This is a genomic window from Variovorax sp. dw_308 (assembly GCF_019207085.1).
In the GTDB taxonomy this organism is placed as follows: Bacteria; Pseudomonadota; Gammaproteobacteria; order Burkholderiales; family Burkholderiaceae_C; genus Variovorax.
In genome coordinates this window covers 57,483-77,824 of record NZ_JAATOM010000023.1, presented here as the reverse complement: position 1 = coordinate 77,824, position 20,342 = coordinate 57,483, and the positions used below count along the sequence as shown (strand labels likewise).

General features: G+C 65.1%; 20 protein-coding genes. 2 read left to right on the top strand and 18 right to left on the bottom strand.

What is annotated here, in order from left to right:
- Positions 1 to 70: 70 nt before the first annotated feature.
- The 16 genes from HCU76_RS29855 to HCU76_RS29785 all read right to left on the bottom strand — a co-directional run bounded on the left by HCU76_RS29855 (position 71) and on the right by HCU76_RS29785 (position 16,273).
- Entirely contained in the window at positions 71 to 1,090 is a 1,020-nt protein-coding gene (locus tag HCU76_RS29855; RefSeq protein WP_213957949.1) for a tyrosine-type recombinase/integrase, read from the bottom strand.
- Positions 1,083 to 1,364: a hypothetical protein gene (locus tag HCU76_RS36900; protein ID WP_256354566.1), complete on the bottom strand. Its 282-nt coding sequence runs from the start codon at positions 1,362 to 1,364 to the stop codon at positions 1,083 to 1,085. The genes HCU76_RS29855 and HCU76_RS36900 overlap by 8 nt, the downstream gene beginning before the upstream one ends.
- A 9-nt stretch (positions 1,365 to 1,373) precedes the next feature.
- Complete coding sequence (locus HCU76_RS29850) at positions 1,374 to 2,084, bottom strand: tyrosine-type recombinase/integrase (protein WP_256354565.1); 711 nt, start codon at positions 2,082 to 2,084, stop codon at positions 1,374 to 1,376.
- The gene (locus HCU76_RS29845; RefSeq protein ID WP_256354564.1) at positions 2,081 to 3,331 is read right to left on the bottom strand and encodes a tyrosine-type recombinase/integrase; all 1,251 of its coding nucleotides are present in this window, start codon (positions 3,329 to 3,331) and stop codon (positions 2,081 to 2,083) included. Before HCU76_RS29845 ends, HCU76_RS29850 begins: the two co-directional genes overlap by 4 nt.
- Positions 3,332 to 3,513: 182 nt before the next feature.
- Complete coding sequence (locus HCU76_RS29840) at positions 3,514 to 3,966, bottom strand: (2Fe-2S)-binding protein (protein ID WP_213957948.1); 453 nt, start codon at positions 3,964 to 3,966, stop codon at positions 3,514 to 3,516.
- Entirely contained in the window at positions 3,963 to 6,194 is a 2,232-nt protein-coding gene (locus HCU76_RS29835) for a molybdopterin cofactor-binding domain-containing protein (protein ID WP_213957947.1), read from the bottom strand. The genes HCU76_RS29840 and HCU76_RS29835 overlap by 4 nt, the downstream gene beginning before the upstream one ends.
- Positions 6,184 to 6,984 carry a xanthine dehydrogenase family protein subunit M gene (locus tag HCU76_RS29830; RefSeq protein ID WP_213957946.1) on the bottom strand — a complete coding sequence of 267 codons (801 nt, stop codon included), beginning with the start codon at positions 6,982 to 6,984 and terminating at the stop codon, positions 6,184 to 6,186. Before HCU76_RS29830 ends, HCU76_RS29835 begins: the two co-directional genes overlap by 11 nt.
- Positions 6,985 to 6,991: 7 nt before the next feature.
- Positions 6,992 to 7,507 (bottom strand): nucleoside deaminase, encoded by a 516-nt coding sequence (locus HCU76_RS29825; RefSeq protein ID WP_371319925.1) that lies wholly within the window; start codon positions 7,505 to 7,507, stop codon positions 6,992 to 6,994.
- Between the two features lie 13 nt (positions 7,508 to 7,520).
- Positions 7,521 to 8,282: an ABC transporter permease gene (locus HCU76_RS29820; RefSeq protein ID WP_218511280.1), complete on the bottom strand. Its 762-nt coding sequence runs from the start codon at positions 8,280 to 8,282 to the stop codon at positions 7,521 to 7,523.
- Positions 8,283 to 8,287: 5 nt separating this feature from the next.
- On the bottom strand, positions 8,288 to 9,112 hold the full coding sequence (locus HCU76_RS29815; protein ID WP_371319924.1) for an ABC transporter ATP-binding protein: 825 nt from the start codon (positions 9,110 to 9,112) through the stop codon (positions 8,288 to 8,290).
- A 12-nt stretch (positions 9,113 to 9,124) separates the two neighbouring features.
- Complete coding sequence (locus HCU76_RS29810) at positions 9,125 to 10,123, bottom strand: ABC transporter substrate-binding protein (protein WP_213957943.1); 999 nt, start codon at positions 10,121 to 10,123, stop codon at positions 9,125 to 9,127.
- 7 nt (positions 10,124 to 10,130) lie between these two features.
- Positions 10,131 to 10,952, bottom strand: a complete 822-nt coding sequence (locus HCU76_RS29805; protein ID WP_218511279.1) for an alpha/beta fold hydrolase — start codon at positions 10,950 to 10,952, stop codon at positions 10,131 to 10,133.
- The gene (locus tag HCU76_RS29800) at positions 10,945 to 11,943 is read right to left on the bottom strand and encodes an isopenicillin N synthase family oxygenase (RefSeq protein ID WP_218511278.1); all 999 of its coding nucleotides are present in this window, start codon (positions 11,941 to 11,943) and stop codon (positions 10,945 to 10,947) included. Before HCU76_RS29800 ends, HCU76_RS29805 begins: the two co-directional genes overlap by 8 nt.
- Positions 11,944 to 12,062: 119 nt before the next feature.
- Positions 12,063 to 12,998: a LysR family transcriptional regulator gene (locus HCU76_RS29795; protein ID WP_371319923.1), complete on the bottom strand. Its 936-nt coding sequence runs from the start codon at positions 12,996 to 12,998 to the stop codon at positions 12,063 to 12,065.
- A gap of 510 nt (positions 12,999 to 13,508) precedes the next feature.
- Positions 13,509 to 15,287, bottom strand: a complete 1,779-nt coding sequence (locus tag HCU76_RS29790) for a hypothetical protein (RefSeq protein WP_213957940.1) — start codon at positions 15,285 to 15,287, stop codon at positions 13,509 to 13,511.
- A 422-nt stretch (positions 15,288 to 15,709) separates the two neighbouring features.
- The gene (locus HCU76_RS29785) at positions 15,710 to 16,273 is read right to left on the bottom strand and encodes a hypothetical protein (protein WP_213957939.1); all 564 of its coding nucleotides are present in this window, start codon (positions 16,271 to 16,273) and stop codon (positions 15,710 to 15,712) included.
- 376 nt (positions 16,274 to 16,649) lie between these two features.
- On the opposite strand from HCU76_RS29785, the gene HCU76_RS29780 reads away from it, so the two are divergent.
- Both HCU76_RS29780 and HCU76_RS29775 read left to right on the top strand, forming a co-directional pair.
- A complete protein-coding gene (locus tag HCU76_RS29780) occupies positions 16,650 to 17,780 on the top strand; it encodes an IS630 family transposase (RefSeq protein ID WP_213957938.1) in 1,131 nt (376 codons plus the stop codon).
- Complete coding sequence (locus HCU76_RS29775) at positions 17,746 to 18,060, top strand: hypothetical protein (RefSeq protein ID WP_213957937.1); 315 nt, start codon at positions 17,746 to 17,748, stop codon at positions 18,058 to 18,060. Before HCU76_RS29780 ends, HCU76_RS29775 begins: the two co-directional genes overlap by 35 nt.
- Before the next feature lie 172 nt (positions 18,061 to 18,232).
- Here the strand turns inward: HCU76_RS29775 and HCU76_RS29770 are convergent, their stop codons facing one another.
- Both HCU76_RS29770 and HCU76_RS29765 read right to left on the bottom strand, forming a co-directional pair.
- The gene (locus tag HCU76_RS29770; RefSeq protein WP_213957936.1) at positions 18,233 to 18,937 is read right to left on the bottom strand and encodes an SOS response-associated peptidase; all 705 of its coding nucleotides are present in this window, start codon (positions 18,935 to 18,937) and stop codon (positions 18,233 to 18,235) included.
- Positions 18,938 to 19,323: 386 nt separating this feature from the next.
- A complete protein-coding gene (locus tag HCU76_RS29765; RefSeq protein ID WP_218511277.1) occupies positions 19,324 to 20,331 on the bottom strand; it encodes a LysR family transcriptional regulator in 1,008 nt (335 codons plus the stop codon).
- Positions 20,332 to 20,342 lie beyond the last annotated feature (11 nt).

The following is a 20,342-nucleotide window of genomic DNA, read 5'->3' as shown; positions in this document are numbered from 1 at the left end:
AGTTGGTCCAGCAGCGCGACGTTGCCGGCCTCGTACGGAGACGGCGGTCGCGCCTCTGAACTGAGCGAAATCACAACGTCTTGAGGAACTTCAACAGCTCGTCGTCTGCCCGGAACCGACGTGGGACCAAGTTGGGATCCTGAAGCCTGGCTAGCGCCTTCTCCTTCATGGCGAGATCGGCCTCTACGTACTGATGCGTTGTCGCCGGACTCTCGTGTCCGAGCCACAGGGCGATCACGCTGATGTCCACGCCCGACTGCAGAAGGTGCATGGCCGTCGAGTGCCTCAGGCAGTGCGGTGAGATAGTTCTCCCGGCCAGGCTCGGCATCGTGAGCGCGGCGGCCTTGACGGCCAATGCCAGGCGCTGCGTCACGTTGGATCGCGTCATCGCCTGTCCTCCACGGTTGGGCAGCAGCGCCGACGTGGGAGTCAGGTCCGGGTTGAACTTCAGCCAGGCGCGGATCATCTTGACCGTTGATCGCCAGAGCGGCACAGACCGCTGCTTGCGTCCCTTGCCATGCAAATGCACGCAGGCGGCAGGGGCCAGCACGACGTCGCCCACCTTCACGCCGATCGCCTCCGACACGCGGGCGCCGGTGTTGTACAGCAGGGCCAGCAGCAGGTTGTCTCGCTGGCTCACCCAATCCGCTCCCGGCGCGCCGATCACGGCCAGCATCTCCTCGCGTCTCAGGAACTCGAACATCGGCCGCTCGAAGCGCTTCATCGGCACGCCCAGCGCATGCTCGACGATCCGAAGCGCCGTTACGTCTCGCCGAGCCGCGAACTTCAGGAACGAGCGCAGCGCGGCCAGTCGCGCATTGCGGCTGCGGACGGTGTTGTGTCGATCGCGTTCCAGATGATCGAGGAAGTCCAGGATCAGCGCGGGCGTCAGGTCGGCTAGCAACAGCGTTATTGGTGTCTTGTGCAGGCGCGCCTGGGCGAAGTCCAGGAACAGCACGAACGCGTCCCGGTAGGCCGCAACAGTCTGTGGGCTCAACGCGCGCTGCTGTGTCAGGTGCTCGGCGAAGAAGGACTGGACCAGCGTCGCGAAGCTCGGCGGAGCCGGCTTGCGGTAGTCAGAGCTACTCATTGTCACTCTCCGCGATGTTGGCGAAGCTCTCGAATTTAGCGCCGGCCAGCGCCATCAACTCTGGCACGCCGCTCAGGTACCAGTAGGTGCTGGAGATGTTGATGTGGCCCATGTACGTGGACAGGGCCAGCATTCGTTGGTCGAGGTTCGCTCCCTGTTGATGCCATAGGATCATCCGCCTCACGGCGAAGCTGTGGCGTAGGTCATGCACTCGGGGTTGGCCATGGCCGCCGCGATCGATCCAGCCCAACTGCTCGCGCAGCTGGCAGAACATTCGATGCACCTACCGGTCTCCCAACGGCTCGCCGCGGCGCACGCCGCGCGAGCTGACGAAGAAGGTCATCTGCGGCTTCGGATGCACGTGCTGGCGGCGCAGGGCTCGGTAGGCCGCCAGCGGGCTGATCACACTGGGGTGCAGCGGCACCATGCGGGACTTGCCGAACTTGGTCTGCTGTATGGTCAGGACACCGCCTTCCAGATCCGCATCCGAGTCGGCCAGGTTGATCGCCTCAGAGACCCGAAGTCCGGCCGATGCGATCAGGCCGAACAGCGTCGCATAGGTGGCGGCACGAAGGCCATCCGAGGGGCCGAGTCGACGGGCCGCGACGATCAGTGCCGCGATCTCGGCTTCGCTGTAGATGTGAGGCGCCACGCGGCGCGGGATCGGACCGAAGCTGGAATCGTCAGGCACTTCGACGGTCGGATCGAACTGCTGCAGCCAGCGCATGAAGGGGCGCAGCGTTGCCAGTCGACGCGCTGCGGTGTCGACATTGACCTGACCGCCCACGAGGTACCGGGGCTGGACCTGGCGCGCCCACTGGACCATCACGTCCACCGTCAACGCGCTGTCCCGGCCCTCGCCGGCCATGAACCGGGTGAAGTGGCGCACGGCGAGATCAGAAGAACAGGGCTTGAAGCCGAGACGCCGGCGTTCAGCCAGGTACTGCTCGACCTTGGCGGTGAGGTCGATGCTCGCGGGTGACGGGGCGCTCATGATGCGCTCCCAGGCCAAGGCAGAGCGACCTCGGCAAGCAGTTGCAAGTCGAGCTTGGCGTAGATCAGCGAGGTGTCCAGCGATCGATGCCGAAGCACATCGGCAACCTCCTTGATCGAACTGCCGTTGTTGACCAGACGACAGGCCAGCGTGTGACGCAACGAGTGGCAACTGCGCGAGATGCCGGCACTTCGCAAGGCACGCCCGATTGCACGGCTCACCCCGTCGACGCCGATGGGCTTGTCGTGTGGCGCCAACCGACGGACGAACAGGGACGACAGCGTGGTTGCAGGTCGCTCGTGTCTCATGTACTCCGACAGCGCTTGTCCGGTGACCGCCGGCAGCGGCAGGACGTCCTGCCGCTGGGACTTCGTCCTCTTCAGGGTCACCGTGCCGGCGCGCCAGTCGAAGTCGCCAATCTCCAGCTTAGCGATCTCCCCCACTCGCAGTCCGAGATCCAGAGCCAGGCGCACCATGGCCACCAAGCGCAGCAGCGCCCCCTTGACCTGGGCACAATGCACTTCGAGCCGCTGGACTTCCTCGGTCGTCAGAGTGCGCGGCAACGATGCCTGGCTCCATCGCACCGGCGACGAGATGGCGCCGAGCAGGGCATTGACTGCGTCACCGCAGGTCCCGCGGTATCGGAAGTAGGCGCGCAGCGCCGCCGTGACCGCGCTGGCGTGCGACGCGCTGTTGACCCGCGTAAGCTCCGTCGCGATGAAGCCGCGAACGTCTTCCGGCTGCAACTCGCCGATGGCGATGGCCTTGCCCGCGACTTTGCGTTGCAGCAGCTGGCTGACGCGCGCGAGCCGATCCTCTCGGGTGCCAATTGCCAGGCCCCGGGCGTCGCGCATGTGGATGTTGTAGCGGGCCAGTTCCTCGGCCACGGGACCGCTGGGCCGAGGCAGTTCAACAATGACATGCTGCTCCCGCAGTAAAGCCAGCAGATGCCCGAGACTGGCGCACAAGTCATTGCGTGTGCGCAGAGCCGCGGGATGGCAGTCGCAGCGCGGCAGATGGGAATCCAGGAACTGCTCGACGATGGCCTCGTCGATTTGCTCGGCAGACAGTTGGCACTTCGTCATCCAGTGGGAAAAGTGCGACCAGGCACGCAAGGCCTTCTCCGAACTGCCTTCGGCGTACCGACCGCGCTCCAGCAATGCCTGGAATGCCTCGACGTACGAAGACAGCGGGCCGTCGAGCAACCAAGCCCTGGCCAACGGGTGCATTGAGTGGATCAAGTCCATGGCGATCTCCAGTTGTGAAATCGCCATTCCTGCACCGGCCACGAACTTATGTCCAGTTCAACGGCACCCTCATGGCAGTGCGCCCACGGAGATCGAGGCCTGCGGCCGGATCAAGCCCGAGAACTGTTCATAACTAGGCGCTGTGCATAACGCTGCAGTGCGGTCTCAGGACCGCCACCCCATTAGAAAAGCTCAGCCACTGCCCGACTGAGGCCTCCATACCCGGTGCAGCGGCAAAGGTTCCCGCACATGAGCTCGCCAGCCTCCGCCGCGTCCGGTCTCGGGATGCGCGTGTGCAGGTAAGTCATCGTCATCACCATGCCTGCGGAGCAATAACCGCATTGCACCGCGCCGCAACGTGCAAGGGCATCGCGAACCGGTGTGCTTGCCGGATCGACCGCCGTGGCCTCGATCGTCGTCACACTTCGGCCTTCGAGCTGCCACGCCATCACGAGGCAGGAATTGACGGGTTCGCCGTCGAGCCACACCATGCAGGCGCCACAGCGCCCGATCTCACAACCGGGCTTGGCTCCGACCAGGCCGAAGTCTTCCCGCAGCATCGGCAGCAGGCGGCGCTGCACCTCGCAGTACACGGTCACCGCTGTCTTGTTGAGCTCGAAGTGCACTTCCATCATGACGATTGCTCCAGAAAATCCAGCACCGTGTCCGCTGCCACCGGCAGCGCCTTCACGTGCATACCGAGCGCCACGCCCACCGCGTTGGCGATCGCCGGCACGGCGATGTTCACGCCGATCTCGCCAGCGCCCCGCGGACCGACGACGTCGCCTTCAGGCAGGTCCTCGATGGCCATGACCTCCATCTGCGGCATGTCGGCCAGCGTGGGAATCAGGTAGCCGTCGAGATTGCGCGCGAGATAGCGGCCAGCCTGCATGGCCAGCGACTCGATCGTAACCATGCCCTGGCCGATCAGCGCCCCGCCCTCGATCTGGCCCAGGAGCCCCATCGGCGACACCACGGGGCCAAGCGCCGCCGCGATCACGAGCCGTTCGACCCGCACGGCTCCGGTCCAGGTGTCGACAGCGACCTGCGCCAAGGCGGCGCAGGCACCGAAGACGAAGTGCGCCGCTTCGATGTCGCTGGGTGTTTCCTCGCCGTGCAGCTCGATCAGGCATTGCGGTCGCGCGTCGCCCAGTGAGGCGGCAAGCGCTGCGTAGCTCAGGCAACGTCCTTCCGCGTTCCACAGTCCCCCGGCGCCAGTGCGCAGCGAACCGGCGTCTGCGCCAAGCATGGACGCCCCCATGGCGCACAGGCGCTCCTGCCATGCCGGGCCTTCCGTCGTCAACGCACGCCAGATCAACGTGGTGGCGCGCGACGCCGCAACGGGCCCCGAGTCGGGCGCGAGCCCAGAGTCTCCGATGACTGCCCGCACGTCGTCGCCGCCGCAGCCCAGGCAGCGCACCGCGAGCGCGCGCATGCTGCCGACCAGGTTCTGCCCGAGCTCGGTGAAGCCCGTTCGCAGCTCCACGGCGCCGTCCTCGCCCAATGCGACGACGAGTCGTGTGCCATTGGGTCCGCCGCGGCCGAATCCATCGCTGCGATGCACCAGTGCCAGACCGACTCCGCGGCGCAAGCGACCTTCTGTCCATGTGCGCGGTCCCTGCCACATCGGATGCCGTGCGACCGCTTCGAGCGCCAGCGAAGGCCCGTTGGAAGGAACGACGACCTGCCCCAACGGTCCCGGCCCGTCGGGCGCTTCCAGGTTGATCCTTCGAAATGCCGCGGCGTCCATGCCCACGGCCTGCGCCAGGCGGTCCACCTGCTGCTCCAGCGCAAACTGCACCTGTACGGCGCCGAAGCCGCGGAAGGCGCCCGCGATGCCGTTGTTGGTGTAGGCCAGGCGCCCATCGATAGCGACGGCGTCGTAGCGGTAAGGCCCGACCGCATGCTCCTGCGCCGCATCGAGCACCTCAGGCCCGTGGGTCGCATACGCGCCGGTGTCGGCCAGGATGTCCACCTCGTGCAGGCGCAGCAGCCCTTGCGCATCGCACCCGGTTCGCATGCGGATGCGCATGCTGTGGCGCTTGACGCCCAGGTCCACGGACTGCGGCCGCCGCAACTGGAGGCGGACGGCCCGGCTCGCCTTCCAGGCCAGCAATGCGGCAATGGGCTGAATGGTCAATTCGTCCTTGCCGCCATAGGAGCCCCCCACCGGCGTGCCCACCACGCGCACCCGCTCGGGCGGCAGGGCCAGCATCGCGGCGATCACCTGGCGGTCGCGCTCGGGGTTGTGGCAGCCGAAGTGCACCACCCAGCCGCCCAGCCCGTCCGGCTCGACGACACCACCTTCGGTCTCCAGATAGGCGTGCATCTGTCGGGGCGACTGGTATTCGGCCTCGACCATGTGAACGCAAGCCTGCCGCGCCGCATCGGCATCGCCGCGACGGTGCGCTGTCGCGTGGAGCAGGTTGCCGCCGTCGTGGACCGCAGTGCTCCCCGCAAGGAGCGCCGCCGCCATGTCGTCCACGAGCGGCAGCGGCGCGTACACCACGCGGATCAGCGCTGTCGCCTGCTCGGCCAGTTGCAGCGTTTCTGCGGCAACGGCGGCAACCGGATCGCCCACGCAGCGGACCTTGTCGTCGCACAGCACCGGCCGATCGAGCTTGCGCAATCCGTAGCGCGCCTCGCCCGGAATGTCGGCGTGCGTGACCACCGCGTGGACGCCAGGCAGCGCGAGTGCCGCCTGCACGTCGATCGACACGATTCGCGCATGGGGATGCGCACTGCCGAGGATGGCGCCATGCAATTGCCCGGGGCGCAGGCGATCGCTCGGGTAGCCCGGATTGCCGCCGAGCTTGGCCAGCGCGTCCGGTCGGGGTGGGTGGCGGTCGAACTTATCCAGCACGAGTGGCTCCGCTCAGCCTGCCGGCGATCACGGCGGCAGCGAGCCGCGCCAGCGAGGGACTTTGTGCAAGATCGGCCGCGCAAGCATCACGCAGCCGCAGTCCGGTGGCATCCGTGGGCACGGCATCGTGGAGCGCCAGTTCGACATTCGGCAACCGTCGGGCGCGCAGGCCCGCCCCCGACACGGCAGCACGCGCATCTTGCAGGCGCCCCTCTGGGTCCAGGTCGGCGCTCAGGGCGACGGTGAGGCGGGTCGGCGAGAACGCGGCGCGATGGCCGACCTTCTCGAAGAAGCTGACGCGGCGAGGACTTGCAACGTTCACCGTCAGCGCCACGAGCAGCGTTCCATCGTCGCGCTTCAGCCATTGCGCCAGGGGCTCGCCCTCGTCTTCCGCCAATTCGACGTTGGCGCCGAGGGCCAGCAGTGCGGGCAGCGTGTCGCCAAAGCCCCAGCCCGCGTTGCCGCCGATCGTCGCCAGGTGCCGCACCGAGAGCGCGGCGATGCCATTGCACGCATCGATGAGCAGGGGCGCATGCAGACCGACCAGTGCGTCGCGACGCAGCGACTCGAGCCTTACCGCCGCGCCAATGCGCAAGCTGCCCTCTGACAGCGATATGCCTTGCGCCGCCGGCACGCGAGTCACGTCGAGCAGCGTCAGGGCCGCCGGCGGAGACGAGTCCCGCGCGAGTTGCAACGCCGTCCCTCCCGCGACGAAGGCGCCTTGCGCGCCAAGTTGGCTGCGCCGGCGCTGCGCAGCGATCGCGCTCGGCGGAAATTCGATCGCCGTCATCCAGGTCCTAGCGCGACACCCAGAACGCGCGTTGCATGGCCACCGTCTCTTGCACGATCTCATACACAGGGCCGATCAGGTCCACCGGCTTCTGGCAGTGGTCGAACACATGGCGGGACGACACACTCATGGTCGGGTTCTCGGCATGGCTGCCGGTTTCCGACAGCAGTTGCGCTTCGGTCATGCCGAACACCACCCGCCCGATATTGGCCCAGTACGACGTGCCCGCGCACATGCAGCAGGGCTCGACCGCCGTGTAGAGCGTGCATTGCCACAGGAACTCGGGCGTGTAGTTGGTGGCGGCCACGCGTGCCAAGGTTGATTCGGCATGGTTGACCGTGTCGATGTTGCACTGCTCCAGCAGCACCGTCTCGTGGTCAGGCGCGACGAGCACTGCGCCAAAGGGGTGATGACCCATGGCCACCGCACGCTGCGCGACTTCGTTGGACCGCCGCAGGTGGCGCATCATCTGCTCGTGGGTGGGCCGTGGACCTTGCGAGGGTAGCGTGGCAGGTGTGTTCATGTTCATGGCGGAATCAGTTCGGGGCCGACAGGCTCCACGGGAACAGGCGGCGATGCAGCCAAACGATCAGGCCATACAACAGCAAGCTGCTGCACACCAGGACGGCCAGCGACGCAAAGGCCACCGGCACCTTGAAGGACGACGTGGCAAACAGGATGAGATAGCCCAGTCCCTTTTCCGCTGCGACGAACTCGGCCACCACGGCACCGATCACCGCCAGCGTGATCGACACCTTGAGCGCGGCGAAGATGTACGGCACCGCGTAGGGCAGCCTGATCTGCGTGTATTCACGGGAGCGCGGTGCGCGCAGCGAGCGCGACAGCTCGATCAGCTCCGCCGGAACGGCCGCCATGCCCGTCGCTGTCGAGATCACCAGCGGAAAGAAGGCAATCAGCGTCGTGATGACCACGCGCGGCAGGTTGCCCGCGCCCAGCATCACCACGATGATCGGCGCGATGGCGACGATGGGCGTCGACTGCACGACCACCAGCCAGGGCATCAGCGTGCGCGACAGCAGCGGCGAGCTGGTGAGCGCAATCGCCAGCGGCAGCGCGATGGCGATGGCGACCACGTAGCCGATGAGCGCGACCTGCAAGGTGGCGGCCAAGTGTTCGCCCCAGCGCGCCAGTCCGAGATCGGCGGCGGCATGGAGGATCACGCTCGGCGCGGGCAGCACGAAGACCGGGATGGGCAGGGTCCGGCAGGCCAGCTCCCACAGCGCGAGCACCACGATGAAGGTGCCCAGGGAAGCATGGCGACTTAGAAAATCACGCATCGCGATCACTCGGGTTTGCGCGTGAAGACCTTCACGCGGATGTCGTTCGCAAGGTGCGTGAAGACTGGGTCTGACAAGGTGGCCAGGTTGCGCGGCCGCGCCAGCGGCACGTCGATGATCTCCGCAACGCGGCCCGGGCGCGCGCTCATCACCACGATGCGGTCCGACAGCAGCAAGGCTTCCTGGATGGAATGGGTGACGAACACGACCGTCTTGGGACGCTCGCTCCAGATGCGCAGCAGTTCGAAGCTCATCTCGTCGCGCGTCAGCGCGTCGAGGGCCGAGAAGGGCTCGTCCATCAGCAGGATGTCCGGATCGTGCAGCAGTGCGCGCGCAATGGCCGCGCGTTGCTGCATGCCGCCAGAGAGCTCGCCGATGCGCTTGCGCGCGAAATCGCGCAAGCCCACGGTTTCCAGCAGCGACTGGGCGCGCGCCTTGTCACCGTCGTCGATGCGCCCGTACTTGTGCCGCATCGGAAAGGTGATGTTGTCCAGTACGTCGAGCCACGGCAGCAGCGTCGGTTTCTGGAATGCGAAGCCGATCTCGTCGCGCGGTTCGGTCACGGGCATGCCGAAGATCGACACCGCGCCCGACGTGGGCTTGAGCAGGCCGCCGACGAGGCGCAGCAAGGTCGACTTGCCGCACCCGGAGGGGCCGATGAGCGATACGAACTCATGGCGCCGCAGGCTCAGGTTGACGTCGTGCAGCGCCTCCACGCGACTGCCGTCGCTGGAGGTGAAGACCTGCCCGACGCCCTTGAACTCGATGACGGGCGCCAGGGCGGCGGCGTCCGCGACCGGAGCCTGCGGGGCGTTCAACGTAGCGTTCACCAGCGATGTCCCTTACTTGGCCACGAAGCTGCGATCGACCAACTTTTCGGGGTCGACCTTTGCAGGCGGATAGTTCATCGATTTGGCGACCCAGGTCCAGGTGGCGGCAAGCAGCTTGGGTTCGAAGGTGCCCAGGCCGTCGCGCTTGGAGATCTCGTTCTGCAGCAGCGGCACGGAGGCGCGGAACTCGTTGGCGACGACTGCCACATCGGCTTCAGGCACGGAGGCCTTCAGGTCCGCGGCCGCCTTGTCGGGATTGTCGATCGCGAACTGCAGCGACTTGCGCAGCGCCTTCATGTAGCGTTTGAGCACCTCGGGCCGCTCCTTGATGATCTTGTCGCTCGCCATGGCCGACCAGCCGTAGCCGTCGAGGCCATAGGACGACCACGGCACCACGACCAGTTCCTTGCCGGCCTGCTTGAGCACGGCCTGCACCGCCGGCGCCACCGTGACCCAGTTGATCGTTGCATCCACGCCGCCCTGGGCCAGCATGGGCGCCAGCGTGCTCGGGTCCACCTTCAGCAGCTTGATCTTCGACGGGTCGATGCCGTTGCTTTCGAGGACGACGGGCCACAGCGAGTTGGACGAAGAGAAGGTCGACGTCGCCACCGTCTTGCCGACGGCGTCCTTCAGGCTGTTGATGCCGCTGCCCTTGGTGGTGAATAGCGCATCGGGCTGCTTCGAGTACAGCGACATGACGGCCTTGACCGGCACGCCGCTTTCCGCGGCCGCCATCATCAGAGCGGAGATGCCACCGAAGCCCACGTCGGCCGCACCGGTTGCGATCTTGGTGATCGCATCGGACGAACCGCGCCCGGGCAGAACGGTGACGTCCAGGCCTTCAGCGGCGAAGAAGCCTTCCTTGAGGCCTGCATAGACGAAGCTCTTGTCGCCGCCGGGCAACCAGTCGAGTTGCACGGTGAGCTTGTCGGCGGCGTGCGCGGCACCGCCGAGCAATGCGCTGCCGGCAAGGAACAGCGAGGCAACGAGGGGGCGAAGGCGATGGTTCATGGGGTTCTCAGGTGGTCGAAGTGGAGGAAGAGTTAAGGGCTTGAAAAGGGCCCGCATGCGAATGCAGCATGGCCTCGAGGTGCGGCAGCAGCAGCTCGGTGAGCAACGCGGGCTGCGCCAGTTGGGGGACGTGGCCGCAATCCATCGACACGCAGGTCGCGCCGGGGCTCAATTGCTGCATGCGTCGTTGCAGGGGCAGCACCACCGAGCGGTCGTCGCGGCATTCGACGTACACACGCTGCACACGGCCAAAACGGTCGGCGGTCAATTCATTGCGCATGGCACGGCCGCTCTCGGGCTGCGGTCGCAGCAAAGCGGCGGCGCCTGCAGCCGCCGCCGGCTCGCAGTCCTGCAAGAAGCAGCGCAGCGCGCCTTCGGGCCGAACCGTCGTGGTGTCTCGCGTGGCGTCGTACTCCAGCCAGGGCGTGATGCCGGCAAGTTCCGCTTGCGGCATGGCGGCCTGCACGTCGGCCACGAGATCGACGAAGCTCATGCCCGAAGGCAGCATCATCCCGGCCAGGTAGACCAGGCCCGCGACGCGATGCGGCAACGCTTGCGCCACTTGCGAGGCCGTGATGCCACCGCCACTGTGGCCGACGACGACCACCGGCGCTCCGATGCGCTCGACGATTTGCGATACGTGCGCCACATAGCTTTCCAGCGACGCCGCTTGCCCGCCCAGCGGCGGCCAGCCGTTGCCGGGCAGGTTCACCGCGTGCGGCTGCCATCCTTTCCCCAGCAGCCAGGGCTGCCAGGCGTCGAATGCCCAACTGCCCTGCCATGCGCCGTGGATCAGCACGGCATGGCGTGCGTTGCGCTTCTCAGCCATAGGAGCGGCGGTAGCACTCGCGCAGATGCTCCTCGACGGTGACCGGCGCGAAGCGCGGCGCCTCGCCGGGCGTCAGGCACGTGGGCAGGCATTCGACGCGGTGCGCCGGATTGCCGGTGAAGAAGTACGGCACCGAATGGCGCTCGCGGCCCGACGCGTTGATGACGCGATGCAGGGTCGACTGGTAGCGGCCATTGGTCCAGCGCGCGAACAGGTCGCCGATGTTGACGACGTAGGTGTCGGGGATGGGCGGCGCATCGATCCAGCGCTGCTGCTGCGCGTCCCGCACCTGCAAGCCGCCGGTTTCGTCCTGCAGCAGCAGCGTGATGCCGCCGAAATCGGTGTGCTCGCCGCAGCCCTTCTCGCCGGGCGAAGGTTTGGGTGGCTGGGGCGGATAGTGAAGCAGCCGCAGCGTGGCGGCCGCATCCTCCAGATAGCCGTCGAAATGATCCGGCGTCAGCGACAGCGAGACCGCCAGCGCCCGCACCAGCAGCGTGCCGAGCACGTGGGCCTCCGCGAAATACTCGCTCATCGTCTCGTGGAAGCCGGGCAAGCCATCGGGCCATTGGTTCGGACCCGTGTTGAACCGGCCCGCGAGAACGCGTGGATCGTCCGCAGGCGTTTCCTCGCCGATGTAGAAGCTTTCCTTGAGGTCTGGCGGCGCGCCAGCTTCAAGGGTTTGCGCGCGCAGCGGTTCGTACCCGCGGTTGCATGGCGAATGCGCCTTGTCGACCAGAAGCTTGGCCGACATCGGCTCGTCGAAGAAGGCCTCGGTGAAATGGAAGACCCGCTCGATCAACGCGCGTGGCACACCGTGGTTGCGCACGTAGAAGAAGCCCTGCTGCTCGCAGGCAGAGCGCAGCGCGGCGGCCACGTCCTGCCAGTGCGCCGGGTCGCCGTCGCGCAGGACCCGGACGTCGATCACGGGAATGCCGGGTTGGGGCGCTTCGGCCGGTGTCGGGAGCGTGGCCGTGAAGGTGTCGCTGCTCATGTCTGCGTTCGTCGTCGAGTGGTCGATGGACGCAGTCTAGGAAGCGCAACGCGCTCGCGATAGCAGAGAGTTTGGCGCGGGGTGATGCCGAATCGGCAGCAGCACCGCGCCGAAGCGCATCAGGCCGCGTTGTTGGGCTCCTCGGCTTCGCGCCGCTCGATCTCTTCGGCGACGATCCGGATGAACGCATCGACGGCGGTCGGCAATGTCCGTCCGGCCCGGACGTACACGCCCAGTTCCGTGGTGAGCCGGATCTGCGCCTTCAGCGGCACGTGGACCAGCAGACCCGCAGCCATCTCGCGCTCGAGCCCGAGCCGGGTCTGAAAGCCCACGCCCACGCCGCGCCCCACCATGCTCTTGGCCAGCTCGACCGATGCGGTCTCCAGCAACACGGTTAGCGCGCGCTTGTGGTGCGAGATCAGCGGCTTCATCACCGCATGGATCGACAACTGCGGCGCGGCAAGGATCAGCGGATAGCGCGCGCAATCGGCGAAAGTGACCTGCGACAGCTGCGCCAAGGGATGGTCCGCGCGCACCACCGCGCCAAGCCCGAAGCGGCCGACGGCGCACTGACGCAGGGCCTCGTTGCGCTCCAGCGCAAAGCCGATGGCCACGTCGGCATCGCCGCCGATCACGTCGGCGGCCGTTTGCGCGGAGCCGGCGGAGCTGACCTGGATCCGTATCGTCGGATAGCGCGTCATCATCCGCTCCAGGCATGTCGGCAGCAGGTCGGCATTGAGCCCTTCGACCGACACGACGCTGATCGAGCCGCGACGAATGCCACGCAGCATGTCCAGTTCGCTGGCCATGCGGCGCTCGTCCTGCAGCACGGTAATCACATGCAAGGAGAACACCTCTCCCGCGGGCGTGAGCTTGAGGCCGGTCGACATGCGCTCGAACAGCGGCGAGCCGATCTCGGCTTCGAGTTGCAGCAGTTGGCGGTTGACGGCCGACGAAGCGACGTGAAGCCTGCGCGCAGCCTCCCGGATGGAGCCGCACCGGCGAATCATGTCGAAGTAGTTGAGCGAGCGGGCGTGAATGTTCAAAGTAGCCATCGAGAGAAGATTCGCGCGTGTGCCAGACAGGGATGCTTGTGCGCGATAGTTTGACCGAATCGATGACGGCCATCGCAAATCTTCTGGTTGTGGGCCAAGCCGCCGGTTGGCAGTGAAAGTCACGGCCTCGTGTCTTGACCGGGGTGCTCGTCACGCACGCAAATGCGTGTTTCCGTCAAGTGCGGCTTCAGACTGGTTGCGGCTGTTCGAGATCTGAGCTGAACGGCGGCAGCAGCTAAAAGCTGAGGTCGGCATCTGGCCCGGTGCTCGACTGCTGTTCCTCGAAACTTGACATTCAATTGCAGGGCCCCAGTAGCGGCGAACCGAAATCACATTGAACGGCAGGTTCGGCACGTCGTGAACTGGCGTTCGAGGCCCTAAGCAGTCTTTGAGGTTACCGATCGCGCTGCCCGAAAGCTGTCAAAGGAATGCGACGCCGCCTCATCCGCCAGTTAGAAGGCCCGGAGTTCGCAGATCCGTTGAGCAATGCTGCGCTTGTCAGCGCCGCACTCATAGCAGAAACACGCCCCTGAGCCTCTTAACGAGCGCCCGCCACCCGGCCGGTGTCATTTCGGGCAGCACGACGCGGCTCGGCGCAAAGCCGAGACCATTGAATCCGATCTCCGTGGCCTCAGAGAGGAGCTGCTTGAGAACGTACTCTGTGACCGCGGTATTACAAAACCACGCCGCCACCAACTCGAGGTGGCTGCCGCGCTCGATGGATTCGCGGAGTGTCACGAGGCCGCCGCCAAGCCGCTCTAGTTGCCCGCTCGGCGAGATCGCGTCGGCACGAAATCCCTTGCACGCTGCGCTTGTGCACATCTCTTTGGCTTCGCCCAAAAGCAAATGTTGCCAAGAATCCGACGCGTCTAGCTTGGCGATTGTCTCAATGAGGAGACCGACCTTCATGCTCGACTCCAGCGATGATTGGTATTCGATGCGTAGCCCGCTGACCTCATTCAACACAAGCCCGGGCACCACGATGCTTCCCGCAACGTCGCTGGAACTTGTCGCCGATCTCACCGCGGAGGGCGAGTGGGGAATGCGTATGGTGTATGGAACGTCCACGCGCCACGAACCATCGGCCTGCACCGCAATCTCCGCCTTCAGGCGGCCATTCTCCGTGAGAATGCCGCCGCTTTTTATTCTCAACAAGTCGGTGTAGGCCGAGCGGGCGTGCTCTGGCACAGCCGCTGCGACCGGTGTCTTGGATCCTCGCCTTGAGCGCCCGCGCCCTCGTGTCCGCAGCCCGAGCGCGGCCAACTCCGCCTCAAGGGCCGCGATCTCGCCATCGAGGAAGTCATCGTCGTCTTCGCGAGTGAAGTAGCGATACAGGAATGCCGAGAAGACGTGCTGGCGCCAGAGCTCATTGTCTACACGGGGAAAGCGCCTGTCGGCCCCGGTCGCAGGGTACACAACGAGACGATTCCAGAGATGGAGAGCGCCGTCCTCGTCGCAGAGGTGTTCGGGGAGGTTCGTCGTCGCGACATCACGCCGCTCAATGCGGGTGCCGAGTTCTACGTCGTAGTCCCTGTGACGACGTCCCGTGTGCGGGAGTGGGCGGCTCGACTCGACAAAGATCGGCGGAATCGGCAGGGCCGGCAACGCGCGGACATACTTTCGCAAATCGAAATACGCTGATGGGTCCTCACTGAACCACGCCATCATCGCGTCCTGCAAATCGACATAGTGCGCGAACAGAGCGATGCAGTTGGCAATGGCCGGCGGCAGAGGCGCAGTCGTGGGCGGGTACTGCTTCCGCAGGAAAGCCAAGAATCTTCGGCTTTCCACCTGTGCGCGCGCCATCGATTCGCCGATTGTGCCGCCGCTCGTTAAGCGATGTGCAGTAAGGACAACATCTTCAACGTCTGCCCAATGGCCTACGTCGATTGCGGCTTGTTTGAGCCGCACTAGGATGTCCCAGAAAGCATCCGCTGGAGGCAGATCGCTGCAGAGCGACGCGTGGACTACGAGCGACATCGAATCGCCTGGAAACTGGCGGCCGCAGACAGCGTCGAGCAGGTCGCGCACAATCGTATAGACAGGCGTTTCCTTGGGTGCAATCAGCGTCCAGAAAGGTCGAATCGCGTCGACTCCGAAGGTTGTCCGGATAAATTCCTCCTGCGCGAGGATGGCGCTAGCCTCGAGGAGCGCAACTGCGGAGATTCCACCCTCGCGATGCACGCCTAGATTTGCGGCTTCGAGCTTCCGCTCCAACTCACCGGCTATGGCGACGAACTCATGGATCGCCTCGGGGGCGGGATCGATCTCTGGAAATCGCTTCCGCACGACTGGGCGGTCCTCCGTCCAGTGATGCAACGGGACGAATGCCTCGCTCCGTAGAAGGAGGAGATCTGGTGCTGCACCGGCGAAAAACGCGAGGCATTGGGAAATTCGCTGTCGAAAGTGGAAGCCCCCGTAAGGCGTCAGCAGCAAATCATGAAAGTGTCGCGCTTCGTGAGCGCGAAGGGAGAGGGATGCGGCGAGCCCACCGGCCTGCGCTCCGGCAGCAGACTGGATTGCAACGCGGTGGAGTGGGCTGGACGCGCCTCGAAGCGCTTGGACAGTGAGCTCGGCGTGTGCCAGCGCGGCGCTCGGGTCTTCGTTTGTCAGGAGCGCATCCAGCCTGACGACGAGAGCCAGCGAGTCCGTTTCAAGTCGCCCTCCGGCGGATGATCTCAGAGCATCCAGGCTCATACGCCCTTGCGCCCCTAGATTCGGCGCGACTTCCAGCGACCGTCGGGCTGCTTAGCGACGAGTGGATGGAGAGAGCCGTTGACTTGCTCCACCTGCGTTAGATTGTTCAGCAGCAGCTCGACTTCGCCCTCATCGAGCGCGAGATCTTTCGCGCGCGCCTGGAGATCCGGTATCGATTGTGGACCCGCCACCTCGAGCAAGCCGAGGACCTTCACTTGTTCGGGAGTCAGTGAACTACCTTTTCGCCAGGTCTTCCACGTCATGGCTGCGAATGCGCCGAGTGCCGCGACAACGACAGGGGCTGAGATGCCGGCACCAACGGCCGCGCCGACCACTGCGCCGACAGCACCTATGGCCTCGACGATGGGCAGATCCTCGTTTCGAATGACCCACGTCCCCAGACGAAAGTTGAGGCCTTGGCCGGCTGCGTTCAATTCGCTCACCGCCTCGCGCTCGCCGCGCACAAAACCGTCTTCGAGCACCGCGAGCACCTCGGGTAGGTGGACATCTTCCTCCACTCGCGCGCGGATCGCGTCGCGGAAGGAAAGTTCAGCTTCGGCGTGGTCGGGTCGGGACATGCAGAACGGACATTACGCGCTTTTGCCCGCTGCCGCTAGATAGACCTGCGGTTCACCGTCGTCGCCGGATGCGGGAAAGCCGAGTTTTCAGATCCCTCGTGCAGCCGTTGACAACTGTCTCTCGGATGGCGTCAGGTCGCTCATCGGCTTAGCCTCCCTGAAGCGGACTGCCGCGACCGGCTGCTCATGGCCGGGACCGCCTGTTCGCCAAACTGGCCGATAGCAGCCCTTGGCCAAGCGGGCGACTACGTCTAAGGTCAAGTCTCAGGCACGGCCGCGAACTGATGCTCGCCCAGAATCGGACCTACGGCCTGACCTAGTACAACATCCTATAAATACCTTTCATTGATATGGGATGTGAGGTAGTCTCGGGTGCATGAGTCGAGGACGACAAGCGCAGGCGATCAAGCTATCGCGAGAAGATCGCAAGTCCCTTGAACTATTGACCCGTCGAGGCACCGCCGAGCATCGCCAAGTGGTTCGAGCGCAGATCGCGTTGATGTGTCACGCGGGAGCGTCGACGACGGCGATCGCAGAGGCAGTGGGCGTTTCCGTGCAGACTGTCTCTCATTGGCGCACTCGATTGGCCCGGCATGGACTCAAGGGCTTGGACGAGGTGGCGCGGCCCGGGCGACCCCGGCGCATTGGCGCCTCGCAGCGTCTGGAGTTGCTCTCGCTGGCGTGCGAGCCCGCTGAGATGCAGGGACGCGCTACGCCGACGCTGGACGAACTGGTTGAGCGTGCTGTCGAGCGTGGCGTGGTCACGCAGATCAGCCGCAGCCACCTGCAACGCATTCTCCAGGCGGGCGACTTGCGACCGCACCGTGTGCGGCAGTGGCTGCACAGCCCGGATCCGCACTTCCGCCAGAAGGTCAACGCGATCTGTGCGCTGTACCGTCGGGCCCCCAAGGGATCGATCGTGCTGTCCGTCGATGAGAAGACGGGCATCCAGGCCATCGAGCGCAAGTACGCGGACCGAGCACCGGCGCCGGGCCGTGCGCGACGGCGCGAGTTCGAGTACGTCCGCCATGGCACCCAGGCCCTCATCGCCGCCCTGGACGTCCATTCAGGACGCGTGATGGGCAGTTGTACGGATCGGCGCACCCAAGCCGACCTCGTGGCCTTCATGGAGCAGGTCGCGCTTGCTCACCCGAAGGGGCGCGTTCATATCGTGTGGGACAACCTCAATACCCATCGCGCCCAGGCGGTGTGGGACGATTTCAACGCCCGACACGATCACCGGTTTGTCTTTCACTTCACGCCGTTGCACGCGAGTTGGGTCAACCAGATCGAGTTGCTCTTCGGCATCTATACGCGCCGTGTCCTGCGCCACGCCAGTCATTCGTCCATCGCGCAATTGCGCGAGCGCACCGAAGCCTTCATGGCGCAACGCAACCAGGCGCCCCAACCGTTCAAATGGACATTCGCCGGCTTTGAGCTACAAACCGGCGAACCCCTGAGGTTCAAACACCATGCCAACGTTCGAAGTACAAAGAAAGGCCGCTGAGCTTGAGCGCCAACTTGCCACGCTCACCGGACACCGGCGCGCGCGCGTCAAGCCCTACGGCAAGCATCTGCTGATCCAGATGCACAGCAATGGCGGTGACGACGCTGACGACCGCGTTGACACCATCGCACGCCTCACCGAGCTCGCGCGCAACTCCTACTCCGCCGCATTCCGCAGCCACACCGGCCGTTGGGAGCCCTTGCCCGCCATTGGGGACCTCGCCACGGTTGCCGACTTGGTTGTCTCTCTGCTCGGCCCCTACTTCGAGCCTAAAACGTAAAGCTATTTACGGGATGTTGTACTAGGTGGTTGCGAACCCACGTAACGGGAAGCGCTCTACACGCCTCTTCGCCATCAACGAAGCCGAGCGCCGCGTGCTGGCCACGTCATGGAAAGGTGCACCGCAGAGCATCGGGCATGGCATCGAGACGGCACCGGTCACGCTGTGCTGATCAAGCGGCCGAGCGCTTCTTTTCGATGGGGTTGGCGGTGAGCCCCTCGGCCGGATACGCCCGCATGAATTCGCGCGCTTTCTCCGGCTGGGCCGCGTTCAGCCAAGCGCCATACGAACCTTCGTTCAAAATCGCCACCATGCGCTTTTCGCTGCCCGGTTGCCCGTAACGGTGCATCAGCGCGTGGCTGTTGGCGTTCACTGTGAGCAGGCAGAAACTGACGATCACCCCGCCTTGCGCACCGGTCCAGGACTCCCACAGACCGGCCACGCCCATGGGTTTGCCGTCCACCCGCGCAACACGCGTGGACACCGCTTTGCCGCTGCGCAAGTCGTCTTCGTGAAACGCCATCATCGGCACGATGCAACGCTTCGCACCCAGCCAGGCGCCGCGAAAGTTGTTGGACGTAGTCGCGGTCTCCGAGCGCGCGTTGACCAGCTTGGTCGAACGCAGTTTTGCGTCAGAAGCGGATTTCACCCAGGGCGGGACCAAGCCGAACTGGCCCATGACGAGCTCGCGTTCGATCGCGCCCGGGTACGGGTGTTCGGCGCCTTCGACTGAAGGCGGTGCCGGTTGGTTGCGGATGAAAACGCCTGGGCGGCAGGGCCAAACCTGGCGACCCACCGCGGTGTCGCTGGGCGCGTCGACGTCAAAAATATCCCGGTACAGGTGGTCGGGACGCAGGCATTCGTATTGGGAGCTCATGGCGAGGATGGTAGACCGCGCGCTTCGGCGTTTTTTCGGTGTACGCGGGTGATGAGGCCCCGCTGCCGATCCGCCCAGAACACCAGTTCGCGCCATTCAAGCGCAGTCGTTGGCTATCGCAACCCGTCGCCAACCATGAGCGAAGTCGGGTTCCGGCTTAGAGCTGACGCTTGTCCCCAGAGTTGACGCAGGACAGCTTTCGGTAGCTGCTGTCATTCCAGCGCAAAACGCGACCGGCCCCAACCAGTCTTATGCCGTCATTGCAAGCACCTGGGCGCCATTTAAGTTGCTGGAAAAGCGCCCGAACTACCAACCAATTCTTCAAAGCGATTGCCATAGCACCGCTTGTGCGAGCGAACGAACGAACGAACGAACGAATTGTCCTCTCAGCTATGAGTGGCGCGACGCAGGCTTTCGTCAAGGTGCAATGCAGCCACCTCGATTTGCACAGCTTCGACCAGCCGCAGGCTTGCAGCCGATACCTTGCGGTCACTGGGCCAGGCGACCACCCAGCCTGTGTCGAAGCCCTTGATCGGCGCCATCGACAGAAAGCCGGCCTCGTACTCCGTCACCGCGGCCGAAAACGGGACCACCATGTAAGCCACGCCGCGGCAGACCAAGTCGATGCTCAGGTGCAGCGGCTGCACGTCGATGATGATGTTGAGCGGGCAGCCCAGGCGCAGTGCTTCCTTTTCGAGCCCCGTGGTCACCCGGTTGGAACGCGAAACGATCAGCGGATGCTTCGCGACTTCGTTCACGTCGACCGGGGTGTCCATCCGAAGTCCTGCGCGTGACTGCGCGGCAATCACGAGCGGTTCGTCGATGAGTTTGCGCGTCGACAGCGCTCGTCCCTTGGCATCGTCGCGGATGAAGACTGCCACGTCGCAAAGTCCGCGTGCCAGTGATTCGGCCATTGCGTGCGAGAGCCCTTCGATGACACCCAAATGGACCGCCGGAAAGCGCCGCAGGAAGCCTTCGACGAGATTGCCGGCGAAGAGCTGGCGCATCGACGGGGTGAGTCCAAGCACGATTTGCCCCGACGGCGTCTCGGCCTCGCCCAGCACGTCTTCCTTGAGTTGCGTGACGTCTTTGAACAAGCGTCCGGCGCGCTCGAGCAGGATCTGGCCTGCGGGCGTGAGCACGATGCCGCGCGAACTGCGGTCGAGCAGTCGCGTGCCGATCTCTTCCTCCAGCAACTGCACCTGCCGGCTCAGTGCCGACTGCGAGATGTACCGCGCTCGTGCGGCCGCCGCAAAGCCGCCGTGCTCTGCAATGGAGACGAAGTAGCCGAGTTGGCGAAGGTCCATGGTGGAGAGTATGCCCAGTGCTATCCAATTATTCGATAGGTGCGGCGCGAAAATTGAACTTCCTCCGCAGGCGCAGGCTGACGACACTCTCCTGACAC